Here is a 23,852-nt window from a genome sequence, read left to right on the forward strand (position 1 = left end):
AACGGATGAAAATAGATATATAACAATGTGTGGTTTTGAGGGTATATGCAGCAGGTTATGATGCATAGCACAGAATTTTAATGCGTAAATCCAGGAATGGGTTTGCGCTTTTTTGTTTTTAAAAATAAAATAAAGATAGTATTGCATCAGAAGGTGTTCCGGGGTAAATTAAGAGAGGATCCAGATTTTATAACCTTTTAAAGGATGAAGGAGATGTATGAGATGAAGAGAGAACAGGATGTTATCCGTATATTAATGGTCTGCCATGGAAATATATGCAGATCTCCCATGGCGGAGTTTGTTATGAAAGATATGATAGAAAAGGAGCATTCAGGCAATCACTTCTATGTTGCGTCAGCAGCTACAAGTACGGAAGAAATCGGGAATCCGGTGCATCCTGGGACAAGAAAAAAGCTAAAGGAATATGGGATTTCCACAGAAGGAAAATATGCGGTGCAGTTATCCCGGAAGGATTATGACAAATACGACTACCTCATTGGCATGGAACAGCGGAATGTGACAAATATGCTTAGAATTCTGGGAGGAGATCCGGAAGGAAAGGTAAAGCGGCTTTTGGACTTTTCCTCTGATTCAAGGGATATTGCAGATCCATGGTATACCAGGAATTTTGACCGCACTTATGAAGATGTTTATGAAGGCTGCGAAGCGCTATTATCTTATATCTTGGAACAGAAATCCGCAGGGAATTACAGGCAGCAAGGGGGGATTATTTATGAAACCACTTAATTTGGTTGTAGTAGGCTCCGGCTGGAGATCCTTGTTCTATGCCAGGATTGCCAAAGCTTACCCGGATTGTTTTCATCTGTCAGCATTCCTTTGCCGGACAAAAGAAAAGGCTCAGCGGATGCAGGCGGAAACCGGGATCAAGGCTGTGACAAGCCCAGAGGAATGTGAGTTAGAGAACCCGGATTTTGTTGTAGTGGCTGTAAACAAGGATTCTATTTTTCAGGTGGCAAGGGAATGGGCGCTGAAAGGATATCCGGTGCTTTGTGAGACTCCTGCTGCCATGGAATTAGGAGATTTGCAGGAGCTTTGGCGTCTTCGAACCCAGGAAGGGGCCAGGATCCAGGTGGCGGAGCAGTATTTTGAATACCCTGTTTTTCATGCGGCGATTGAGGTCGTAAAACGGGGACATATTGGAGATCCGTATATGGTTAATATCTCCGCGGTCCACGACTACCATGGAGCCAGCTTAATCCGGCGGCTCTTAGGGATTGGTTTTGAGAATATGAAACTGTACGGAAAGAAATTTCTGTATCCGGTGGTGGAGACAGATTCCAGGTACGGGTTTATTGAGGATGGCAGGGTTAGTGAGAGAGAACGGGTCAGACTGACCTTTGAATTTGAGGGCGGAAAAACAGCCTTTTATGATTTTAACGGCATACAATACCATTCGAGGATAAGGAGCCGTCATCTAAATGTTCAGGGAGCGAAAGGGGAACTGGATGACTGGACACTTCGTTATGTAGGGGAAGACAGCCGGTACAGAGAGTATCAGATCGTGGAAGAACCCTTTGATACAGGAAAAGGAATTAATGAAATTTACATGGGACAGGAACTCCTTTACCGGAATCCGTTTTATGAATTAGGAAAAATAGGTGGGCTTTCTCAGGATGAAACGGCAATAGGAACCCTAATGCTTGGAATGAGACGGTTTATAGAGGAAGGTGTGGAGGTTTATCCTCTTTCGGAGGGGCTGCAGGATGCCTATGTAAGGATACTTATGGAGCAGGCCCTTAATAGCGGTCAGGCGGTAGAATCAAAAACGCAGGTCTGGAGCTGATTGAAAAGAGCGGGCTTTTTCCGTAAAGTAAGAAAAGCCCGTCCCATGCTGATGGAGGAAAAGGATTATTAATAATCGTCATCATCGACGATAGTAAGATTAAGACATTCACAGGATAAGTCCACATCCCTTCCTGCCTTAAAAGCAGGACTGATGAAACGGATAATGGGGCGCAGGGCAAATCCGGGTGTGTTATCCTTGACAACTGCTGAGCTCCCGTCACTAAGGTGGACAATGGTACCGATGGGATACGCGGAAACACAATGAAGGAAAGCTGTCAGCAGTTCCGGGTCAAAATGAGCGTTGGAGCAGCTGGTAAGATAGTCAAAAATCCTTCTTGGAGACCACGCTTTCCGGTACGGCCGGGTGGAATTGAGAGCGTCATATACATCCGCAATGGCCAGGATACGGGCATAAAGGGGGATATCCTTGCCCATAAGACCGAAGGGATATCCGCTTCCGTCATACTTTTCGTGATGAGTCTGAACTCCCTGTAATACCGCTTGGGAAATTATGATGTGCTCGCCGAGTTTTTTGTAGGAAAGGCTGGGGTGCTGTTTCATGATTTCAAATTCATCGCTGGTTAAAGGGCCTGGTTTGTTGGTAATATCAATAGGAATATCCGTTTTCCCAATGTCATGAAGAAGGCCGCAGAGGGCCAGGTCATTTAAATTGGAAATGGAAAGTCCGATGTATTTTCCTAATAAAACACTTAAAATGCCGACATAAAGACTATGTGAATAAGTATACCCGTCGTAATCCCTGATATCGATCATCTGAAAAAGATACCTGTCCTTGTTCAGAACATTCATAACAACGGATTCTGCCACCTTGGCAATCTCCTCGTAAACCTGTCTGCTGGACTGAAAGGTAAATTTTTTTAAACTCTGGTCAAAGACATCGCGGATGCTTGTCAGCATTTTGGCCTTTAACTCCGGCTCCACGAAATCTTCTGGTTCAATGCCTTCCGTAAGTGCTGTGCAGATATAAGCCCCTTGTACTCCGATGGTTTTCATGCGATTGATTATACGCTCACTCAGCTTGCAGCCGGTTACCGCAAAAGGAAGCATTGGGTTTATTCCCGGGATGTTTCGGGCTAATTCCATACCTTCAGTCAATTTCTCAATAGGAAGATAAATCAATTCTTTCACCTCAACAGACCAAAACTCAGTCTCTTCTTTCTGTTCCTTAAATTCCTTTTTATGTTAAAGTTGGAAATATATGCACAATGACACATTAAATTATAGTGGGAATTTACCAATGCGTCAATGGAAATTTTAATTTTAAACACTAGTATGGCAGAGAAAAATCAGTCAATATTTTATGCAATAATTCTTTAATCTCTACAAATCATAAAAAAGAGGATTGACTCTGGAATGGGCATAGAATAGTCTTTAAAAAAGAGGGTTAAAGAAAGGGATTTTTATGATTAAAATCTTAAACGGAATGCATGAGACCATTCATTATGAATGCTCATTAGGACTTCGTCTGTATCATAATAAGAATTAAAAGCGGATTTTCCAAATACCATTTTACCCGGATTTTTAAACAGTATATGAATATGACCTTTTATGAATACTTAAACTCCAGAAGGGTAAAAAAAGCGGAGGAGCTTTTGTATAATACCAAGGAAATGAGCATTACAGATGTTGCTATGGGCTCCGGTTTTTCATCCATGAGCGCTTTTAACCGTACCTTTAAGATGATAAAGCGCTGTTCGCCAAGTGATTACAGAAAAATCAGACAGCAGGCATATGAGCCGGAAGGATAAGAAACGGATTAAAATTACAATTCCTCTTATGGGAATACCGGGTTTACGGTGGATTCCTGTAAAGGGATTTTTTATTTTAGAGCAATATATGCGCCATTGGAAGCAAGAAGTGGGATGCCTGATCTGTTATGAAATGCTATGATGGGATCATGGAAAAAATACAAGGAGACATCAGGATATTAGATTAAGCAGAAAGGGCAAGGTGAATTCCATGAATCAGGATAAGTTGAAGGAATACCGGAAAAAAGCAAAGGAGTTAGTTGCAGAAATGACGCTGGAGGAAAAGGTTTCACAGACCGTACACTGCGCAGCGGCGATTCCAAGATTGGGGATAAAGGGCTATAACTGGTGGAATGAGGGACTTCATGGTGTGGCCAGGGCCGGAGTGGCTACTGTATTTCCCCAGGCCATTGGACTTGCTGCAAGCTTTGATGAGGATTTGCTTTTTGAAGTGGCTGATACGGTTTCCACGGAGGCCAGGGCAAAGTTTCATATGCAGCAGAAATACGGAGACACGGATATTTACAAGGGACTTACGTTCTGGGCACCGAATGTTAATATTTTCAGGGATCCACGCTGGGGAAGGGGACATGAGACTTATGGAGAGGATCCATTTTTGACTTCACGTATGGGGGTTCGTTTCATTGAGGGGCTGCAGGGAGATGACGAAAATTATATGAAGACCGCAGCCTGCGCCAAACATTTTGCAGTACACTCAGGTCCGGAGGATGAACGTCATTCCTTTAATGCTGTGGTGACAAAACAGGATATGTTTGAAACCTATTTGCCTGCTTTTGAGGCCTGCGTAAAGGAAGGAAAGGTAGAGGCGGTTATGGGAGCCTATAACCGGACCAATGGGGAACCCTGCTGCGGAAGCAAGACCCTGCTTAAGGATATTTTGAGGACGGACTGGGGATTTGACGGGCACGTGACATCAGATTGCTGGGCAGTAAAGGATTTTCATGAACATCACGGAATCACAGGCTCAGCTCTGGAATCTGTTGCCATGGCAATGGAAAACGGCTGTGATTTAAACTGCGGAAGCCTGTTTTTATATTTGACGGAGGCAGTGAACCGGGGGCTGGTGTCTGAGGAACGGTTAAATGAGGCAGTTGAACATTTAATGATGACCAGGCTGAAGCTTGGGTTGTTTGAGGAGCCGGAGGCAGTGGAGTACAATAAAATTACTTATGCGGGCAATGATACCAGAGAGCATAAGGAGCTGAATTTTAAAGCTTCCAGAAAATCCTTTGTGCTGCTGAAAAATGAGGGGAATATGCTTCCTCTTGATAAGAGCAGGCTGAAAACCATTGGCATCATCGGGCCCAACAGTGATAACCGAAAGGCGCTTATAGGAAATTATGAGGGCACCGCTTCCAGGTATTATACGATTTCCGAAGGAATCCAGGATTACGTTGGAGAAGATGTCCGTGTTATGGTTTCAGAGGGCTGTCACTTATGTAAACCAAGGGTAAGCGGTCTGGGCCAGGAGAACGACCGGTTATCAGAGGTTCGTGGTGTATGTGAAGCCAGCGATGTGATCATTGCCTGCATGGGCCTGGATTCCAGTCTGGAAGGAGAAGAGGGGGATGAGGGAAATGAATACGCCAGCGGTGATAAACCAAATCTGTCCCTTCCAGGTCTGCAGATACAAGTGCTGGAGGAAATCTATAAGAGCGGGAAGCCTGTGGTTTTAATGCTTTTATCCGGCAGCGCCCTGGAAGTGTCCTGGGCAGATGCCCATATTCCAGCCATCATTGAAGGCTGGTACCCGGGAGCCCAGGGAGGCCGTGCACTGGCTGCCGTGTTGTTCGGTGATTATGCACCGGAAGGAAAACTTCCCGTCACCTTTTACCGGAGCACAGAAGAGCTTCCGGCCTTTACGGATTATTCCATGAAGGGCAGAACCTACCGCTATATGGAACAGGATGCTCTTTATCCCTTTGGTTACGGGCTATCCTACACCGATTTTTCCGTAAGGGATGTGGTTTTAAGCCGTGACCGGATAGGGGCAGGCGATACCGTAACCATAAAGGCGGTGTTAAAGAACGAAGGTCTTATGAAGGGGGCGGAAACCCTGCAGGTATATGTAAAATCTTGTGAATCCCAGACACCCAATGCTCAGCTTAAGGCACTTTTAAAGGCAGAGCTGGAGCCAGGTGAGGAAAAAGAATTGCAGGTGACCCTTTCCGACAAAGCCTTTGCCCTAAGAGATGAACATGGTGACCTGGTAATGGAAGCCGGTACGTACAAGGTATATGTGGGAACACAGCAGCCGGATAAAAGGAGTCAGGAGCTTACAGGGAAAGCACCGGAATTCATGACAGTATCCGTAGACCAGCGTGCCGTTCTGGAAAAATGCTGCATTTAAAAAACAGTGAAATATTCAAATCTGCGGTACCTATGACAGTTACAAAATAGAGAAATATAACGATTTACATAAAATGGTGTGAGGCGCTGTCTGCAGGCTGAGAAGTCTGAGACAGCGTTTTTTTGGTTACAAAGGGCAAATTTAAACGGTTAAATGTAAAAAAACTAAATTTTTTAGAAACAAAATGAAGAATTTTGGGAAAATCAATAAGAGTTTTGTAAGTATTTTATCATATTTTACTTGTTTTTAATATGAAACTTTATTATAATATTACAGTATGTTAAAAATTGGGAAATATAGCATTATTATATAAGAACTGATACAAAGGAGGCCGTATGATCAAAAAACAAGAGAGCAATTTCAAAAAAGCTGTCAATGAATTGCTGGGTTATTCCTCGGAAGCAGAGGATGAGATCGATATTCCGGATGAAAAAGAGGAGCCACAGGCTGTGATGGAAGAAGAACCGGATAGGGAAGCGGCTTGGAGCCAGCCACAGAACCCTATTCAAAACTCATTTTTTAACCCTGTCAGTAACCAAAACCCTGCTGCAAGTCCCAGCCCCATGCGTATGACAGCCGAGACCAGCAAGGTGTCCTCCTATACTGTGGAGACAAGGTCATTATCTATGGAGGCGATGAACCAGGTGTCTTCCAAAGTAGCAGTAATTACGGAGGATATGATTGTTAATGGTGACATTACCACACAATCAGATTTAAATATTTTCGGTCAGGTGACCGGCAGCATTGCCTGCAGAGGTGATGTTTTAGTCTTGGGACGGGTGACTGGAGATCTTTCCGGCGCCAATGTAAGAGTGGAAGGTGAGGTCAACGGAAATTTAACAGTGGATAAGCGGGTGGATGTGGGACCCGGCGGAAGGATTAAGGGAGATATTACGGCCTCCAATGTTTTCAGTGAGGGCATAAGCGAGGGTGATATTAAGGCAGAGGACACCATTCATCTGGGTGGAAGCTCCGTCGTGACCGGTAAGGTTTATGCCAAAGCATTTGCTATTATACAGGGGGCCAGAATCAAGGGTATGATGACTACCTACGATTGATAAGCGGCTGCCAAGGAGAATATTATGAACAAAAGAAAAAATAGCAGGCGCAAACCCTACTTTGGCAGCGTACGGTTTTTCCGGCATTTGATACTTACGACAATTGCATTGCTTATCATCATTCCTGCGGGTATGGCTTTATACTTTAAGGAACAGAACAAAAGACTGGTGAAGGAAAGCTATGGACTTTACAGTGAGAACCTGGCCCTTCAGAGCCAGTCAGATATGGCTAAGAACAGCGAGGCGGTTAAGGAGACGGAACCGGTTCAGCTCTCCTCCGGGAAATATGGGGAGATACTGGTGGACACAAGTTCCTGGGAACTGCTGCTTGTCAATGATACCCATCCCCTTAGCCCCCAATTTAAAGTGAATTTGGTTGAGATACAGCCCGGCCAAAGTGTGGATGCACGGATTGTGAAAGATTTACAGGACATGATGGCAGCGGCTGAAAACGAAGGATATCAGCTTCATATTTATTCTTCCTTCCGTGATTTAAAGAGGCAGCAGTCTCTTTTTAATGATTGTTTAAAGCGCCTTCAGGAAGAAGGCTTGGATTACCAGCAGTCTTTTTATGAAAGCAAGGCCAAACTGGCATTGCCGGGAACCAGTGAGCATCAGACAGGACTGGCGGTGGATATTGCACCCAAGGCTTACTTTTATCTTGATGAGGAACGTGGAGGACAGAAAGAGGCCGTGTGGCTGGCTGAAAACAGCTGCCGCTTTGGTTTTGTGCTCCGCTATCCCAAGGATAAGGAGAATATTACAGGCATCCGTTATGAACCGGAGCATTTCCGCTACGTAGGGAAAACCGTGGCTAAATTCCTTACGGAAAATGATCTGGCTCTGGAAGAATTTTATGACATTCTGCAGAAGAGCAGCACGCCTAAAAAAATGGAATAATGGGCCTTTGAGACTGTTTTCAGGGCGGGATTCGTTTGAATCCTGTCCTCTTTTTTTAGAAAAAAATTTCATCTGAAAACAGTGGGGATAACCATTCATACTTGCTCCTCCTCCTGCATAAGTATGTAAAAACGTCCTAGCAGGGGGATTTTCTTGAAGGAATATATTGAAGAACGCGCGGTTGCGATCGCCAACTACATCATAGACTATCATGCGACCGTGAGGCAGACAGCGAAGAAATTTGGAATATCCAAATCTACGGTACATACGGTTGTAACAAAATGGACAGGCTACTGGTGAAGCTGGAATGAATTGCAATATTATGAAAAGAGAGAATTTGGCAAAGGCCGTGAGACCTTTGCTTTTTGTTTTTAATGAATAGGTATGGTTAAAGGTAAAAAAGCTATTATAGATAAAAATAAGATGGTTGTAACGAGGTTTTAAATAGGGTATAATTTTAAATAGATATCATTTGGAGGAGGTAGTGTAATGGAGCAATTTTACATTAAAGAAATAAAGCTTCATAATTATAGACGTTTTTCAGATAAAAAAATTCAGTTTGATAAAAAAATGAATTTGTTGATAGGGATGAATGCATCAGGCAAAACCACTGTTTTAGAGGCTGCTAATGTGGTATTAGGTGCATATTTGGCAGCTTATAAAAATTATGTTCCAAGCCGTTTTGTGGCTAATATATCTGAAAGTGATGTATTACGTAAAAATCAAAGAACTGAACAAAGTAATGTCTTAATTAGTTCGGAAATTGGCCAATTTCCATGCAGAATTGAGGCAGAACTGATGTGGGATAAAAAAACTTATAGATTTAAAAGGATATTAGAAAAAAAAGAAGGCAGAACAAAATTTGATGGAAATAATCCGATGCAGAGACAAGTAATAGATTGGGAAACTGCAATGAAAAATGGGGATGGAAGTGACGAAAACTTAATCTTCCCGCTTGTAATCTATTTAAGTTCTGCACGACTCTGGAATGAAAATAAGAATTCTGAGTTTAACTATGATATTCCAAATAGAACAGATGCCTATAATCGCTGCTTAGATAAAAAGCGTGGTATGCAGCTATCGTTTAATTACATTCGTCATCTCGTTGAAATTTCAACACAAGAAAAAAATGGTGTAGATTTTCCGGCGTATAAATTGATTATGGGCGCGATTAGAAAAAGCATGGAAGAGGAGTTGAAGCCAGGACAGATGATAGAATATTCTTTGCGTTACAATGGTTTAGCTATGGTTGATAAAGATGGGACATGGATACCGTTCGAGGGTTTAAGTGATGGGTACCGTGATGTAATTAAAATAGTTGCAGATATTGCAACAAGAATGTGTATTTTAAACCCATACTTAAAAGAGGCAACATTGGAAAAGACTCCTGGAATTGTTGTCATTGATGAATTGGACCTCAGTCTTCATCCAAGCTGGCAAAAAAGAATTGTAAATACATTAACTTCGATTTTTCCTAAGATACAATTCATCTGCGCAAGTCATTCACCTTTTATTATACAATCTTTAAAAGACGGACAGTTAATTTCAATGGAAGGAGAGATTGACGAAGAGTATGCAGGACAAAGTATTGAGGACATAGCTGAAGACATCATGGGAATTGAAAATCCACAGTACAGTGATGAAAAACAAAAAATGTATGAGTTGGCTCAGGAATATTTTGCAAAGTTAAATCAGATCACAAAAAAAACAGAGTTGGAATCCGTAAAGAGAGAGCTGGAAGTTTTAACTGCGCGCTTTGGAGATAACCCAGCATATTATGCGTTTTTAAGCCAAAAGTATATTGAAAAAGCTACGGAACTGGAGTGATGCATATTAGGCCAATAGATAAGGGGGATTCTCCATATAAAAAAATAAAGGAATATCAGGAGGCAGAACCATATTTAGTTGAAAGAATTGGGAGGTATTGTTCATTTTGTGAAATGCGCATTAATAATGCTCTTGCGGTAGAGCACAAAGAAAGTAAAAACAGTGGAGGAGCTTTGACGGAATGGAGTAATTTGCTTTTAAGCTGTGTTTACTGCAATTCCAGAAAATCCGAAAAGGTAAAAAAAGGCGAGTTAAATAAATGGTTGTGGCCAGATCAGGATAATACTTTTTTGGGCTTTACTTATGAAGATGCATTGCCAAAAGTTAATGAGAAATATTTAAAAAGTATAAGTGAGGAAGCTTATAAAAGAGCTAAAACGCTTTTTGATGACCTTGCTTTGGATTATAATCCGGCTAAAGAGTCTGAAACTGCTAAAAAGGAAAAATATAAAGACAAAAGGTGGAAGATCCGGATTGAAACGTTAGGTGTAGCAGAAGAAGCGAAAGAAATATGGTTAAGGTGTAAAAATTCTGAATTCAAAAATAATCAGATTACAAATATTGTAAATCAAGCAAAAGGATATGGCTTTTTTTCTATCTGGATGATGATTTTTGAAAATGAAAACGAAGTTAGAAATTCTTTAATAAAAGCATTTCCTGGAACTTCAAAGAAGTGTTTTGATGAAAATGGCGAGCCGGTAATTAGTATATAGGTATAATATAAATGAAAGTTCTTCTCCTGGAGTCAGGCGTACTGGTAATCGGCCTCTCATATTTACTTACAAGGCGAAATTTTATTGAATTTCGCCTTGTTTATATGTATGGGCAATAATTGCCTTGATCTAGAGAAAGCTGCTTTAAAGGCCTGTTAGGGGCCTTGTAATCGATTGTGTTTCGATGTCGAATGTGTTCATATTTACCAAACCTAGGTTAGTTCTGTTCGATTTTACTTTCCAGCTCCTTAAAGTATCGTAATAGTTTACTCTCCAATAATTATATTATATGTCACTGAAGTGCTTCTCAAAAACTTACGCCTAATCGGTTTAATGAATCTTTGGCTCTTTGAAATCCCTGTTCCGCAGATTTATGATACCATTCTATAGCCTTCTCTCTGTTTGCTGAAGTACCTTTTCCGTTTTCATAAATATATGCCAAATTGCACTGTCCTACATCATCACCCCGGTTTGCTGCGATGGAATAGTAGTAAAAGGCTTTTTCAAGATCGCATTTTGTGCCTCGACTATTTTCATACATCCATCCGAGATTGGTCGGTGCAGTCTTATGACCTAGTTTTGAAAGTGCTTCAAACAAAGTTATTGCCAAATCATAGCCTGCTTCTTTTTCAATATCATTTGTGCAGCCATAATCTTCAAGGTGCATATACATCCAGGCAACATAAAATACTCTATCAGGATGCATATATCTCAACACTTCTGTTGCCCATAGTGAACCTTGCACCCAATCTTTTTTGAAAGGTTCATTTCCTTGATAGTATCTTAAGAAAATTGAACCAACAGCTCTATAGAACCCGGTTTGATTAGAATTCATAAAATGTTGAACAGCAGAGAGGTAATCTCTATCTTCGCAGACATCATTTATACTAACAATTCCTAAAGTATATTCAGCGTAAATATCACCGCTTTCAGCGAGCTTCTGTACCTTTGGTAAGTATTCTGTAACCAGTTCTACATTATGAGGATCGCAGCAAAATATTGCATAAAGCAATGTACTGATGCTATCGCTTGTATCATAACCTTTTTTAAGATATTCTTGTGCAATTTTATTGTCACCACAGTATTGTTGATTTTCATAATATCCATCAGAGTAGAGCCAATATAGTAATGCATTTGCTTCTCCATAGCCAGCATCAGACAATTCTTTCAACAGAGGTAGCGCTTCTTTGGGATGATAAGTACGGAACAATTCACTTGCTTTATTGAATTTTACAGATAAAGAAATTTCCGTTTCATCTTCCAGGCAATCCCCCATAAGCCCTTCGGCTTTGGCTTGTCGCAAGCTATAAATTAATTCCAAAATCAAATCAAAATAAGGAATCGGATAGTTTACATTTATCTGCGCCTCCTGCTCTAGATATGATTTTGTCAGATTTTCAGAAATAGTTGTTTCATCGGCATTTTGCCCAATTTGTTTCGATACAATATTGACTACATAGTGCTCTGTTGTTCTCAGTAGTTCCAGCTTTTTCAAACCGCCAAACATAGTAAGATAGTCCGTATTAGGTTGACTAAGAATCTGTTGATGTCCCAGTAGTTTTCCTTTTAAGTTTTGGTCATAGCAAAGTTTTCTAATAAAATCAAAATAGCACACCTCTCCTTTTGGAGATATATTAATCGTATTCATTGCTGCTTTAAGCAACAGCAAATCAGAGGTTGTCCAATCACCTTTAGTAATTTCAAAGAAATCTCTGGCAAGACAGACTATTTTTTCGGTATCTTCTAATTCCGTATACTCAATGCCATTGAAAACCTGATATTCAATGGCATTTTGCCAATTTAATAAATTTACATTTCTTTCTAGTCTTTCAATACGGCTTTCAAGTTGAATCATATCACTACGTGTCTGCTTGAAAAAACGAATCAAATAATCATAAACTTGAACAAACTCTTTTTCTATTGCAATCATAGAAGTATTCAGTTTATTGTTTACTGCTGCAATTAAATCAAAAGACATAGTATTTTGCTCAGCAAGCCGTTGCAGGGTTTGCTGCGCGGCGTATTGTGCCACAGAACGATTATGATTGATTTTATCCTGTAATGCCTTATTACTACCAGTGATACTTCCTACAAAATGTTTTAAACCACGTTTGTTTGATAGCTCTCTCTCATATTCTTCGCCGGCAGTCATCGCAGCAACACTTTCAAACACTAATCTGTTTACCGCCTGTCGATTGCCTTTATATTGTTCAATAATAGAATTTATATTGCTATCCAGTTCGCTCGCTTCATTAGAAGAGAGAACAGAAATATCAAAACTATCTTTTGTACTTTTGTTTTTTAAAGCTTCCTTGAATCCCATCAGAGCATTCCCCCGTCTAATAATTCTTTTAGTTCGTTTTTTTTCAGATTTTTAAGCTCCCTTATTTGAGAAAGTTGATTTTCTTCTGTTTTATTATTTTCCTGCATTGACCGCAGTCTGTTTTCTGTACACTTCTGAACTGCATTCATTTGCTTGGTTGCATACCATGCACGTTTAGCTGGATTTTCAGAAAAGGTAATACCAGTTAGTTGCTTTCCGATTTCGACAGCACATATCGCTGTTTCTTTACTGAAAACTCCAGTTTCTCGCTCATAATCATCGGTTAGATACTGTATACCTTCCATCATCTGGTTGTTACTTGGCATTGAAATATAGTTGCGAAAACCTATAATTTTGTTAATAGCCAGGCAAACAACACACTCAGCAAAGGTATATTGTGAAGATGCAGCATGCATTTCCATCAGTGTTTCTCTGGTGATAATGTTCGATAGTTCCGTTAATGTCAGGTTTGTCTCTTCAATAGTAAGCAATTCTTTAATGACATGATCACAAAATGTGTTTTCGATGATTGCTGCTAATTTGATCGCATCATCCTCCACGAATTTTCCAACAATTGCATTTGTTGTAGTACTGCCGGCCACACCACCAACCATCGTACCTACGAAACCGCCGATTGGACCAGCTAACATTGTCCCTGCTATTAAGCCACCAGTTCCCCCGGCCATTCCTCCAGTGGTTGTAGCAACATTTTTAAAAAGCTGCGTAACAGATATTCTGCCACGAAAAGCGTTTTTGATATCTTTAGCAGAAAGAACAACGGTCATAACCACACTGGATATGGCATTGCAACGAATCAGCTTAGCTACGTTGTTCATTGCTGCTTGTCCATAAATATTAGCATTGCTACGGAAAGCATTGGCCATTATGGCGGCTGATTTAGCTCCCATAACTTTTACCAGTGCATCAGTGGCAGGTATCAATGCACGGTTAAACCCAGCACGAGCCAATTGGCTGGCAGCAACGCTGGTAATGAATGATACACCACCAACTTGTAATCCAGCGCAAACTGCACTTTCAATAGATGTAGTCAAGTCATCGCCATTCCAACAGGAAAGTGCAAACGTGATGGTTGCTGTAATTCCAAAGGCATTTGTGGCAACAATCGTTCCGTTTATTGCATCGAATGTAAGAGATTCAATTGTGTTAGATTGGGCAAGTCTTTGAGCTTGTTCATATGTGAAGTGTCCTTTTCTAACGATTTCTCTTGCTTTTTCGGGATTGGTGACATTTGGTACCTCGCCTTTAGCAATGCGTCGTTCCATAACTTCAACGGCAGCCTCGTATTGGTTGGCCGGTACTTCCAATTGCATAGGTTGACCATCTGGTGTTAGATAGCGGTATCGACCGTTATCGAAAGCCTCACCTACTGTTTTAGATGCAGTTCGGCAATATTTGGATTGAATAAGAAAATTATCCACCATGCGGTCAGCGCCATTTTTTGCATTATCATCTCCTATAATTACCGAGTCCTTTCCCAGAAGTGTGTCATACAGGTGGTTTGCTCTTTCTGCTGCAAATCCATGTCCTTGCGATGCGTGAATTCTTTCCATTTGGGTATTTTCTGCTCCAGTGTTTGCTTGTGCATTTATTATACCTGCTGCTTTGCCTGGATGGTCGTTACGTTCTTCACTTTTCATATAGTTCCTCATATCAATTTTTATTTACTTGAGTTTTCAGAAGTTCATGATTGGAGATGTTCTCTGATTAAACATTTTGCTGTTATTTTAGCTCAGCGTTCTTTCAAAATTCCGTATCTCTATATATAGAAGGGTTCCACCTATGATTTTAATAATTATCAAACTGGAAATCCTCTACCGTTGCTCCAGCAAACCTAAATAAAGAGTCTATTTGATAACGTTGAATTCTATGGTCTGCATTAGGGTTTTGATATACAAATATACGGCAATGTTCATAATCAGAATATTCACTCACATCAATAAATATTATTGCTGATATTTTTCTGGATGCAGTAGCAATTGAGACATCAACTCTCGCTTTGCCATCAAAATCGTTTATTTTCCTGTTTTCCATTTTAAGCAAATTTACAAATATTCTACGAGATAACGCACGAAAGGCAGAAAATTGGAAAGCTGAATCTTCTTGTGAAAACATAGGAGTTAGTGATTTATCAAAAGGGCAGAACAAGATATATGGTTTATTTGAGCAAAACTGTGATGCATGATGCATAAAATAGTATTGATTACTTTCAGCCCATTCATAAAGATTAAATCTTGAAATTGATGTAATCATTCTGTTTGAATTTTTATGCCATGCACGAAATTCAAGTCCATACTCTTTATCTTGATATATATAGTCCGTATGATTTTTATTATCAGGGTTCATGATGATAGCGGCTAATCCCTTTGTATTCTCAAGAAAGTGTTTTTGTAAATCTTTTGCTGAGATGTTTTGACAGCCACTTATAGTTAAATAGTATTCTTCGGGAATTTCTGATTGCAGATTTTTTCTTAGAGTTTCTATATGTGGTAATGTTAATCCAAACTGTTTAACATCAAAAACTATATTATGTTCAACTATTTCCCCATCGGCATCATATCCGCTTTTTAATTTAAAGCAATCCTCACTATCGATATGAACTTGAGGCTCATATGAAATACAGTTCTTATTCAACCACGCATAGACAAGGGCTTCATACACTTTGCCGTTTGCATTATTAGGCTTTTTTAGTATATCCTTTAACAAAACTATTACATCTTTTTCAGTTCTGTTTTTTGACCAAGCAATCAATAAATCTTTTAACATCTCGATTTGTTTATCAAACAAATTGATTTCTATATTATCCAAATCTATAGGATCTTCAAGAAATGGAATTTCCAATTTCAATCTATTATAAAAATCAATAGCAGAAGTCATTTTTATTCACACCTCCTAATTGGGGTTTTCAACCAAATTTTCTTTCTATGTTCTTCCTTGTATGCGTTGGTAGTGATTCTACTAACTCTCAGACGATTAGTGCGCACCGGTATAGTCCAGTCACATCTAAATTTTAATGTTTTAGGAATTTTATACTGGGAACTCAGTACTTGGGCTCGCCTTGTTGTTATCCCCCTCAATCACCTTATCTACTTCACTTGAATAATAAAAAAGTGTTGCATGATGATTTCAGCAAGGCTGAGGAGAGTTGTGTAACTGACCAACTTTTTATAGCCATATTGTATTATCTTTGACAAACTTTGTCAATGCAGGCAATCTTGAGAGTCCACTTTCTCTGGTTTTGTTGCAATAATTATGTAAAGTTTTGTATCCTGTAGGAAACGAACCACAAACATCTAAATCCTTATATTTTTTTTATAGTGATAGGAATTTAAATTTTATTATTATTAATACATACTAATAAATAGAAGAAAAAGGAGAGTTCGCTATATGAAAAAAAGTATAGAAAGCCAGGAAATAAAAATTGATGAAAAAACCAAAAAGTCGTACATTTAGTCGTCTTGATATATATATTAAATATTAAAACGGATTAATGATAATAGTAACTAAAGTACTATATAAATAATTTGTATTATTAATATTTATACATAGTAAAAAAGGGAAAATAGTATGAATAGAAAACCTAAAGATATTAGAAAAGATGAAAAAATAGAATTCCGTATTTCTCAACGAGATAAAGATTTTATATTAGAGAAAACAAAATCCAAAGATTGCAGCATAGGAGACTTAGTGGTTGATAGTGTCAGGGCAGAATATGAAAGGCGGACCAGAAGAGAAAAAGAGCGTATGCGATTGATGGTAGTAATGGAGAACCTTAAAAATATAGTAAGAAGAAAAGCGGGTTTTGGTGAAAGCTGCGAATCGGAATTAAAGAGTTTAAAAGAGTTGGAGGATATGCTATGGCGGTTTTAGTAAAAGCAAGAAGAGGCAGGAATCATTCGGATATGCCGACGAATTATACGAATAAGGATGCAGTAGAGAGGACGATTCAGTATATTACAAGAACACGAGAGTGTGATGGAATTCCTGCATATGCAATTGGGGGTGTGGGAGTTGATGAAGAAAATCCGTCTAATATGTGCTGTCAGTTTCGGAGGGTTCAACATTATCAAGGTAAAGAAAATTATGGAGTGAGAGTTGTACATGAAATAGTCAGCTTTCACCCCTGGGAAATTCTTGATAAGCATGGAAATAACCGTATCGAAGAAATTGCCTATCGATTTTGTGCCATTTATTATCTGGGGGGATTTCAGGCTGTTTATGGCATACATATGGATTCAGCCTGTCCACATATTCACTATATTATAAATGCTACAAATTTTATGGATGGCCATAAATTTAGGCGGAACCTGCCTGATGTAGGGCATAGGGAGGAATATTTATTCCGGGTCTTAGCAGAAGTGATGGGACATAGAATGCTGATTTATCGAAGCGATGACGTTGGTTGGACACCGCAATATTACGAACGGTTAGAGAACACTTGTGTTCATTCTTCGTTCTTAATATGAGCTTTATACTTGGTAGCTATGGAATGGGATAGATATCGGAAAAACTTGAGGCAGATAGTCTACCTGCTTGAGATGTTTTTTGAAGAAAGCTTATTTTGAAATGAAAAACAGTGGATATAGGATTGATTTAGGTGAGTTTTACTTCATTATATTATCCGCGGATTATAAAGAAGCAGAGGCTAGGAATTTAATAAAAGGGGTCTTCGATTGGTTTGGGAGTTATTACACCAATCGAAGTTCAATGCTAACAGGATTTGAGAGAATTTTCTTTGGAATTACTGTTTGCGTTCATAACGATCAGAGAAATGTAGACCAAAAATGTGACGGATTCAAGCAATGATAATATTTTTACAAGCTGGATTATTATGTAGGCCTGTTCATATTTGCCAATATGTATGGATTCCATGCTTCCTTCTTCATACCATTTTGTATAGTCAATATAATGAATATGTATATCACTTATACTTGTTCCGAAAAAGGTATCTGAGCTGTAATAAATAAGATCGGTTGCCATTATGGATTGAGAATAGTCCATTCCCTGGTCAATTTTAAAGCATTCTTGCCCATACGGCTCATACATAGAATAGAACGAACCATAAAGCCCGCCAAAATTTAAAATGACGGTAAGCACGCTTATAATTAAAAAAATCGTAAATTTTTCAAATGGCTCCGTTTTCGCAATCCATAAAATGAATAGACCTAACGTGATAACCGAAAGAAAAGCAATGCTCCGAAATAATAACGAGCAGATATTGAATTCCACATGAAAAGAGCCTATAAAATTGATCATGCTTATAACATTTAAACCTATAATATATGTGATAGAAAATTTTTTGGTCTTTTTATATTCATTACGTAATAAAACATATATAATTATAAGGCTGGATAATAAGAAGAAAGTTGTTATGAATTTTTCATAGGAATTCATAAGGACTCTGTATTTATAAGGGTAAAAGTGGTTCTTTACCAAAAACATGATACCTAGATTCAATAAGAATAATAATATGAGTAGGATAGATTTAAATTTTCTTTTTTGTTTCTGATAGCAAAATTCTTTTATCATTATTAGAGCTCCTTTATATGGTCAAATAACAATGGTTATAGTGAATTTTTTTGATTATAACATTCTACATTTGTTTTTTCAACTGTCCTTTAGCCTTATAATAAATTAAACCTGGAATTTATGATAATATCAGCGTTCTTTATAATTCGATTTTATAAAGGAGGACAATGGATACTAATGGGAGGACGGTGAAGCTTCTATTTACCAATAAAGAGCTATTGATGAGTAAAGTAAGATGTTTTAGTTCTGTGAATGATGAATGCTGTTGTGAATAAACGTTGCATTAAAAGCTAATAAACAGATCGGTTATAGAATTGTGGGAGGCGTAGGCCTCCCTATTTGATTTATGGCGGCATTTAATCATCTCGAATGAGCAGATCCAGTATTTCCAGAACAGCTTGCCTTTTAGGAGGGGTCAAAACCCCCCATTTTGTCAACATCAACAATTGCTGCTCAGTCAATTGCTTTTGTGTGCTAATGCTAAAAAAATCGGAAAGAGAAATTCCGAATGTTTCACAAAGAAGCTCTAATTTGTCTATGGGCGGCTGCAAGTTTTTCTGATACCATGTTGCAATTGTCGATTGCGGAATGCCGGAAAGCTTTGATAATTTGTAAACCGTCCACCTTCTTTCTATTCTTAATTCAGTAATTCTACCTAAAACATCAAACAAGGAAAATACCTCCCACTAATTCATGTATACGATAATAATATATCGAAAAACTGATAGACAATAGACTGGAAAAGCCGTATAATATATATCGTAAATACGATATATACATATGTATGTGAATGCTAGGGAGGAAACGAAATGGCAGGAAAATTATGTCCCAGCTGTGGGCAATTTACCTTTTTTGAAACGGTGAATGGGCGGCAGTGTTCTAAATGCGGATTTAAGATGGTTCTACCAGTAAACTCAGGAAAAGGAGGAAAGGGTCAGAAATGTGTTAATTGTGGACAGTTTACGGTATTTGATAACAAATGCCGAACCTGCGGTGCCCGCTACGAATGAAAAGAAAAAGAGAGGAACAAATGATGACTGATAATCAAAAAGCAAAATGTCATGCAATCATTCATTCTGCAAGTGTGGCGGCTGGCGGTGTTGGAGCGGGACTGGCACAAGTGCCTGGAAGTGATAATCTGATCATTACTCCGATCCAGTTGACCATGACTATATCATTGGGAAAGGTCTTTGATCTTACTCTTGGGGAAAGCGCTGCTAAAGCTGCGTTAGCATCGGCTGCAGCTGCAACGGTCGGAAGGACTGCTTCCCAGCTTTTGATCGGATGGCTTCCTGGAGTTGGAAATATAGTCAATGCGACTACGGCGGCCGGGCTAACAGAAACAATTGGCTGGATTCTAGCAAAGGAATTTGAAAAACAGGCAGGTGATTGAGAAGTGATCATGAAGACGTTTAATAATATTGTAAAACCGACTCAACGGAAACCTCCGAAAACCGATCTATATATTGGCAGTCATAACGTGCTCAATCCGCTGGATAAAAAAGAAGAGAAAAGAAGAAAAAGAGCAGAAAAGGAATGGAAGAAGAATGTAAAGTATTAAAATAAAAAATGTAGCAGAAGATTATCAAAGGCCTGAGAAAGCCTCTCTGGTTCATGGAACAGAGGCCATCGGGCTTTTTTGATATCAGTTGGAGGTTGCAGACTGTCATAATTTTGTTCATTTTAGAAAGTTCCTATATGCAGTTATATATTATAGAAGAGATAATAAATAATTAATTACGAAAGGGGACAAGTGTGTATGAAAGTTTTTCCGTTCGGTAAAGGCCAGGTTGTATACAATGATGATACCGAATCTTGCTTGCTTTGTGTGAATTATTTTCAAGACCATGCAGTTACTGCAAAAGAAAAATTTAAGAAAGCAATGGAGAACTGTAAATCAATTGAGGAGATTCTGACCCAGGCTCCCACTTATGGGCAGAGGTATATTGATGAAGAGATAGAGAAGGGGATTGATCTCCTTGTAAAATCTAAGATCTATGAGTATAGTACTGCCCGGTTAAAAGCGGATTTTGAAAACCTGAACTATGAAAATACTTCTCAATACCGGGAATTGCTGAAAAGATATTCAGAACTTAATGAGGCAAAAGGACAATACGATGCATTAAAGAAAATGGAACGTGATAACAGGTCGAAATGGCAGGGCGGTGGCTTTGGAATAGGTGGAGCCATTAAAGGAAGCTTAAAGGCCGGAGCGATGAATGCAGTCACCGGCACTGTACGTGGGATAGGTGACATGTTTAATGATAGTATAGACAATGCAAAGTTTGAAAATGAAAAGAATACATTGAATAATTCCCAGAATTTAGAAAGCCTTGCAGATATCGTGCTCATTACTGTAGGGAATGTATTACCGTCCTGTATCCTGGGAATATTCGAAAAACATTTGGGAATGGATGCTTCAAGTGTAATGGAATGTGATTATGATAAAGCGGACAGTATTCTGGCTAATTTAGATAAGATAGACAGCTGGGCTGAAAAATATGACTTGATTAAGCAGATCATAGAGACCGTTCCATTGGATGACGAGGCATGGTTATTCTTACTAAATAATTATAGTTCATTAGAAGTTGATTTTAAAGAGGCTAAGCAGCTGACTCAATTCGTATGCCCTAAACAGTTTGCCATATGGGCATTTACTGAAATGAATTTTATTATTGATGCTGTTTACGGTCATAAGATCAGTGATGAAATGGGCTTTGATACGGTGAAAGAGAAAGCTATTGCCTATGACTATATGGATGAGAATGGGAATCTGTTTCATCATGAGAATCCGTATTCGGATGCCATGTCACTCTATTCGGTCATTGCTCTTTCCTGTTTGGAAATCCGGTTGAAATATAATGATGATCAAGGCATGCTGCATATGATTTCTGATGTAACCAGCGAGAAGCTAGGGGAAATGAAAAAGGAAATTACTTTGATATGCAATAAATACCAAGTATTGGATACATCAAATGGCTGGATCATTGCCAGGAAATTTGACAAATGTAAAAAAATGGACTTCTTTAAAGAACTATCTTCTTTGCTGGGAATGTTGAAAAAGGAGTATGATAAAGCCTGTGTTGTGGAAAAGAGGAACTTTCAGACACTGGAGGAAGCCAACCGCTACAAAGCAGAGCTTAAGAGATTCAGAGATATTTACATACCCGGTACGGACTATGCAGATTATGAGAGTGAAAAATTAAGTGAAAAAATAGTTCAGCTAGATGGGATTGAATTTCATGATGATGAAATGAAGCAGAGAGTGAATGAACTGAAGAAAAAACTGGAACGGCTGAAGGAGCATGAGAATACGGAAGTATTCAGACAGGGAGAGCGGTTAAAACATTCATTTCAAAAAAATGATGTGCCTAATCTATATGCATATGGAAGCAATTCATTTTTGGAACAAGCCAATTTGGCATTAAAAAACAAAAATATCTTGACAGTTGAGAGGGACCCTTATGTCATTGCAGTATATAATGAATCAGCAAAGGACAAAACGAAAGGTCTTGTGATTACAGAACATTTTATTTATAACCTGATGAACGTGATCCCCCTATCAAATAGCAGTATAGAGCTTGGTAATCTTTCAGCTGTAAAAGTGGTCAATAGAAATATTCTTGAGTTTACCTTAAAAGACAAGAAACAGATAAAATGGAAGCTGTCAGACGGTATGCCATTAAACGAGATTGTGGAGGATTTAACAAAGGGTCTGGGTTTTAATCCGGATATGCAGGTGTCAGAAGCAAGTGTACCAATGAAGAACCTGGAAGTAGACCCAATGCCCAAAACGGCTGGATTAGAAACAAATTATCATACTCCTGTTGCAGAAAAGCAAAAAGGAGCAATGGAAAAACTGGAATTATTAGCAATCATTTTTTCGGGTATCACAATTGCCACGATGATTATATGCCCTCTGATAGTAGTTAGTATAATTATGGTCATTCCATCCTTTGTCTTGTGCTTGATTGCCTGGAAAAACCATGCGTTTCATAAAAAGTTGATCATAGCATTAACGATTACAGACGGCCTGATCTTGATATTGTATATGGTGATATTTGTTTTGGCTTTTATGGAGTGATTTTCATTTATGATATTTCACCTATGGGTTAATTCTCGCATAAACAATATATAGATTACGTATTGTTGAGCTATTGGTATTAAGAATAAATTGACCTGCTATGAAACTATTAACACTCACAAAGTAATTATAGAAAGGAAGTTATCCATGAAATACATTGCTAAAAGTAGAGAAGATTTTTTTGAGTCTATAGGAAAAGGTTTACTGGTGTTATGGGTAATTGGTTGTATCGTTTTTATAATGACTGGTTGTTCATCAACTTCAACTGCAGAAACAGCGCAGACAACATCATCTTACGGTTCTCCGGTTCTTGAAACCACTACGGCCGCTGCTCCAGAAACCACTGCCGTTCCTGTCTCTGAAACAACGGCGGCTGTATCTGTTAAGGATAAAAAGTTGTCAAAGGAAGAGAAAAAAGAAGAAGCATTTAAAAATGAATGTGTGTATCTCCAATTTGAAGACGCATACAGAAATTCCAAGAACTATAAAGATAAAAAAGTTCATGTTCAAGGTACTGTTTTTCAAGTTGAAGATGGTGCATTCATGATTAGTTCTGATTACGGCGGAACATATGTCATTGGTGAAGATGATTGGAAAGGCGAAAACTTTATGGTCGGTGATAAGCTAGATATATATGGAATATATATAGACGCTACGTCGGCTGTAAATGCCTTGGGAGATTCTGAAGCCTATGTTGGTATTCAATTAGTTTATGCCGACCGATATGTTGAACCAACGGCAGAATCTGAGATTGAATATGAAAACACATATTACAATCCCAATATGTGCGTTATCAATGTACAGGATTATGCTACATTAAGACAATCACCAGACCCGAAATCAGACGAGACGGCTAAACTTCCTTTGGGTTCATATGTCATGTCACTTGATAGCACAGATGATGGCTGGTATTATGTCATGACCGAAGATGGGCTAGAGGGATATGTAGATGGCACGTATTTGGGATACCTTGGAACAGGTTACTAATTATATATCAGGATTTACAGGTAAATATCTTGCAGTCCATATAGAACAAATATATGGCGTTTGGGGATATTTTGGAGGAGTAAATTTTTCGAGCCTTGATGGGCTTATGTAGGAACGTAAAAGCATTTTGAGCTATAATTGATTGTTAAAGAATAATTTCATCTACGATCTTTCCCCTATGGGTTAATTCTCATAGGGAATTTTTTTTTGAACTTAATTTATAAAAAAAATACGTTTCCATCTATTTAAAACTGTAATTGTAAAAAAACAATATAAAAATGCAGAAATTTAAAACTACAATTTGCAATTATTTATTATTTAATTGATTTTTTAGTAAAATCAAGATATAATATTACAAAAGATGACATGAATGGAGTGCCAGTATGTCAGAAAGCTAAAAAAACTATAGAAAGATTTAATTAAGTGTGATTTGTACCAAATGGCTGAAATTAGTTCGGCTTCGATTA

Annotated in this window: 20 protein-coding genes and 1 pseudogene; 16 read left to right on the top strand and 5 right to left on the bottom strand. The window is 38.7% G+C overall.

Annotated features, from left to right (window positions below):
- Window positions 1-222: 222 nt before the first annotated feature.
- Entirely contained in the window at window positions 223-747 is a 525-nt protein-coding gene (locus AC27IJ_RS00010) for a low molecular weight protein-tyrosine-phosphatase (RefSeq protein WP_312445050.1), read from the top strand.
- A complete protein-coding gene (locus AC27IJ_RS00015; protein WP_312504319.1) occupies window positions 734-1,804 on the top strand; it encodes a Gfo/Idh/MocA family protein in 1,071 nt (356 codons plus the stop codon). Before AC27IJ_RS00010 ends, AC27IJ_RS00015 begins: the two co-directional genes overlap by 14 nt.
- A 68-nt stretch (window positions 1,805-1,872) precedes the next feature.
- On the opposite strand, the gene AC27IJ_RS00020 is transcribed toward AC27IJ_RS00015, so the two are convergent.
- Window positions 1,873-2,910, bottom strand: a complete 1,038-nt coding sequence (locus AC27IJ_RS00020; protein ID WP_312445047.1) for an HD-GYP domain-containing protein — start codon at window positions 2,908-2,910, stop codon at window positions 1,873-1,875.
- Between the two features lie 398 nt (window positions 2,911-3,308).
- On the opposite strand from AC27IJ_RS00020, the gene AC27IJ_RS00025 reads away from it, so the two are divergent.
- The 7 genes and pseudogenes from AC27IJ_RS00025 (at window position 3,309) to AC27IJ_RS00055 (ending at window position 10,444) form a co-directional block, all read left to right on the top strand.
- Window positions 3,309-3,575 carry a helix-turn-helix domain-containing protein gene (locus AC27IJ_RS00025; RefSeq protein WP_487147298.1) on the top strand — a complete coding sequence of 89 codons (267 nt, stop codon included), beginning with the start codon at window positions 3,309-3,311 and terminating at the stop codon, window positions 3,573-3,575.
- Window positions 3,576-3,786: 211 nt separating this feature from the next.
- The gene (locus AC27IJ_RS00030) at window positions 3,787-5,946 is read left to right on the top strand and encodes a glycoside hydrolase family 3 C-terminal domain-containing protein (protein ID WP_487147205.1); all 2,160 of its coding nucleotides are present in this window, start codon (window positions 3,787-3,789) and stop codon (window positions 5,944-5,946) included.
- Between the two features lie 335 nt (window positions 5,947-6,281).
- Window positions 6,282-7,004 carry a bactofilin family protein gene (locus tag AC27IJ_RS00035; protein ID WP_312445044.1) on the top strand — a complete coding sequence of 241 codons (723 nt, stop codon included), beginning with the start codon at window positions 6,282-6,284 and terminating at the stop codon, window positions 7,002-7,004.
- A 24-nt stretch (window positions 7,005-7,028) separates the two neighbouring features.
- Complete coding sequence (locus tag AC27IJ_RS00040; RefSeq protein ID WP_487147206.1) at window positions 7,029-7,904, top strand: M15 family metallopeptidase; 876 nt, start codon at window positions 7,029-7,031, stop codon at window positions 7,902-7,904.
- Between the two features lie 153 nt (window positions 7,905-8,057).
- Window positions 8,058-8,183, top strand: a pseudogene (locus AC27IJ_RS00045) (sporulation transcriptional regulator SpoIIID); the annotation flags it as partial.
- Window positions 8,184-8,393: 210 nt separating this feature from the next.
- Window positions 8,394-9,731 carry an AAA family ATPase gene (locus AC27IJ_RS00050; protein WP_487147207.1) on the top strand — a complete coding sequence of 446 codons (1,338 nt, stop codon included), beginning with the start codon at window positions 8,394-8,396 and terminating at the stop codon, window positions 9,729-9,731.
- Window positions 9,731-10,444, top strand: a complete 714-nt coding sequence (locus tag AC27IJ_RS00055) for an HNH endonuclease (RefSeq protein WP_487147208.1) — start codon at window positions 9,731-9,733, stop codon at window positions 10,442-10,444. The genes AC27IJ_RS00050 and AC27IJ_RS00055 overlap by 1 nt, the downstream gene beginning before the upstream one ends.
- A 307-nt stretch (window positions 10,445-10,751) precedes the next feature.
- Here AC27IJ_RS00055 and AC27IJ_RS00060 read toward each other — a convergent pair whose 3' ends face one another.
- The 3 genes from AC27IJ_RS00060 to AC27IJ_RS00070 all read right to left on the bottom strand — a co-directional run bounded on the left by AC27IJ_RS00060 (window position 10,752) and on the right by AC27IJ_RS00070 (window position 15,662).
- Window positions 10,752-12,767 carry a tetratricopeptide repeat protein gene (locus tag AC27IJ_RS00060; RefSeq protein ID WP_487147209.1) on the bottom strand — a complete coding sequence of 672 codons (2,016 nt, stop codon included), beginning with the start codon at window positions 12,765-12,767 and terminating at the stop codon, window positions 10,752-10,754.
- Window positions 12,767-14,425, bottom strand: a complete 1,659-nt coding sequence (locus tag AC27IJ_RS00065) for a hypothetical protein (RefSeq protein WP_487147210.1) — start codon at window positions 14,423-14,425, stop codon at window positions 12,767-12,769. The genes AC27IJ_RS00060 and AC27IJ_RS00065 overlap by 1 nt, the downstream gene beginning before the upstream one ends.
- A 148-nt stretch (window positions 14,426-14,573) precedes the next feature.
- The gene (locus AC27IJ_RS00070) at window positions 14,574-15,662 is read right to left on the bottom strand and encodes a hypothetical protein (protein ID WP_487147211.1); all 1,089 of its coding nucleotides are present in this window, start codon (window positions 15,660-15,662) and stop codon (window positions 14,574-14,576) included.
- A gap of 690 nt (window positions 15,663-16,352) precedes the next feature.
- On the opposite strand from AC27IJ_RS00070, the gene AC27IJ_RS00075 reads away from it, so the two are divergent.
- From AC27IJ_RS00075 to AC27IJ_RS00085, 3 genes are all read left to right on the top strand, one after another.
- Complete coding sequence (locus tag AC27IJ_RS00075) at window positions 16,353-16,655, top strand: hypothetical protein (protein ID WP_487147212.1); 303 nt, start codon at window positions 16,353-16,355, stop codon at window positions 16,653-16,655.
- A complete protein-coding gene (locus AC27IJ_RS00080; protein WP_487147213.1) occupies window positions 16,643-17,251 on the top strand; it encodes a relaxase/mobilization nuclease domain-containing protein in 609 nt (202 codons plus the stop codon). Before AC27IJ_RS00075 ends, AC27IJ_RS00080 begins: the two co-directional genes overlap by 13 nt.
- A 79-nt stretch (window positions 17,252-17,330) precedes the next feature.
- Window positions 17,331-17,591 carry a hypothetical protein gene (locus tag AC27IJ_RS00085; protein ID WP_487147214.1) on the top strand — a complete coding sequence of 87 codons (261 nt, stop codon included), beginning with the start codon at window positions 17,331-17,333 and terminating at the stop codon, window positions 17,589-17,591.
- A 1,079-nt stretch (window positions 17,592-18,670) separates the two neighbouring features.
- On the opposite strand, the gene AC27IJ_RS00090 is transcribed toward AC27IJ_RS00085, so the two are convergent.
- Window positions 18,671-18,985: a helix-turn-helix domain-containing protein gene (locus AC27IJ_RS00090; protein WP_487147215.1), complete on the bottom strand. Its 315-nt coding sequence runs from the start codon at window positions 18,983-18,985 to the stop codon at window positions 18,671-18,673.
- Between the two features lie 138 nt (window positions 18,986-19,123).
- Here AC27IJ_RS00090 and AC27IJ_RS00095 point away from each other — a divergent pair, with 138 nt between their 5' ends.
- The 4 genes from AC27IJ_RS00095 (at window position 19,124) to AC27IJ_RS00110 (ending at window position 23,385) form a co-directional block, all read left to right on the top strand.
- Complete coding sequence (locus AC27IJ_RS00095; protein ID WP_487147216.1) at window positions 19,124-19,324, top strand: hypothetical protein; 201 nt, start codon at window positions 19,124-19,126, stop codon at window positions 19,322-19,324.
- Window positions 19,321-19,707 (top strand): GTP-binding protein, encoded by a 387-nt coding sequence (locus tag AC27IJ_RS00100; protein WP_487147217.1) that lies wholly within the window; start codon window positions 19,321-19,323, stop codon window positions 19,705-19,707. The genes AC27IJ_RS00095 and AC27IJ_RS00100 overlap by 4 nt, the downstream gene beginning before the upstream one ends.
- A gap of 366 nt (window positions 19,708-20,073) precedes the next feature.
- A complete protein-coding gene (locus AC27IJ_RS00105; RefSeq protein WP_487147218.1) occupies window positions 20,074-22,398 on the top strand; it encodes a hypothetical protein in 2,325 nt (774 codons plus the stop codon).
- 147 nt (window positions 22,399-22,545) lie between these two features.
- Window positions 22,546-23,385, top strand: a complete 840-nt coding sequence (locus AC27IJ_RS00110; RefSeq protein WP_487147219.1) for an SH3 domain-containing protein — start codon at window positions 22,546-22,548, stop codon at window positions 23,383-23,385.
- The last annotated feature ends 467 nt before the right edge of the window (window positions 23,386-23,852 follow it).

The organism is Lacrimispora sp. YZC11, assembly GCF_057543815.1.

Bases quoted from the DNA above. Each gene is read 5' to 3' on its own strand.
- AC27IJ_RS00010 (WP_312445050.1), top strand. From the start codon at position 223: ATGAAGAGAGAACAGGATGTTATCCGTATATTAATGGTCTGCCATGGA.
- AC27IJ_RS00015 (WP_312504319.1), top strand. From the start codon at position 734: ATGAAACCACTTAATTTGGTTGTAGTAGGCTCCGGCTGGAGATCCTTG.
- AC27IJ_RS00020 (WP_312445047.1), bottom strand. From the start codon at position 2,910: ATGGAATTAGCCCGAAACATCCCGGGAATAAACCCAATGCTTCCTTTT.
- AC27IJ_RS00030 (WP_487147205.1), top strand. From the start codon at position 3,787: ATGAATCAGGATAAGTTGAAGGAATACCGGAAAAAAGCAAAGGAGTTA.
- AC27IJ_RS00035 (WP_312445044.1), top strand. From the start codon at position 6,282: ATGATCAAAAAACAAGAGAGCAATTTCAAAAAAGCTGTCAATGAATTG.
- AC27IJ_RS00040 (WP_487147206.1), top strand. From the start codon at position 7,029: ATGAACAAAAGAAAAAATAGCAGGCGCAAACCCTACTTTGGCAGCGTA.
- AC27IJ_RS00050 (WP_487147207.1), top strand. From the start codon at position 8,394: ATGGAGCAATTTTACATTAAAGAAATAAAGCTTCATAATTATAGACGT.
- AC27IJ_RS00055 (WP_487147208.1), top strand. From the start codon at position 9,731: ATGCATATTAGGCCAATAGATAAGGGGGATTCTCCATATAAAAAAATA.
- AC27IJ_RS00060 (WP_487147209.1), bottom strand. From the start codon at position 12,767: ATGGGATTCAAGGAAGCTTTAAAAAACAAAAGTACAAAAGATAGTTTT.
- AC27IJ_RS00065 (WP_487147210.1), bottom strand. From the start codon at position 14,425: ATGAAAAGTGAAGAACGTAACGACCATCCAGGCAAAGCAGCAGGTATA.
- AC27IJ_RS00070 (WP_487147211.1), bottom strand. From the start codon at position 15,662: ATGACTTCTGCTATTGATTTTTATAATAGATTGAAATTGGAAATTCCA.
- AC27IJ_RS00075 (WP_487147212.1), top strand. From the start codon at position 16,353: ATGAATAGAAAACCTAAAGATATTAGAAAAGATGAAAAAATAGAATTC.
- AC27IJ_RS00080 (WP_487147213.1), top strand. From the start codon at position 16,643: ATGGCGGTTTTAGTAAAAGCAAGAAGAGGCAGGAATCATTCGGATATG.
- AC27IJ_RS00095 (WP_487147216.1), top strand. From the start codon at position 19,124: ATGGCAGGAAAATTATGTCCCAGCTGTGGGCAATTTACCTTTTTTGAA.
- AC27IJ_RS00100 (WP_487147217.1), top strand. From the start codon at position 19,321: ATGAAAAGAAAAAGAGAGGAACAAATGATGACTGATAATCAAAAAGCA.
- AC27IJ_RS00105 (WP_487147218.1), top strand. From the start codon at position 20,074: ATGAAAGTTTTTCCGTTCGGTAAAGGCCAGGTTGTATACAATGATGAT.
- AC27IJ_RS00110 (WP_487147219.1), top strand. From the start codon at position 22,546: ATGAAATACATTGCTAAAAGTAGAGAAGATTTTTTTGAGTCTATAGGA.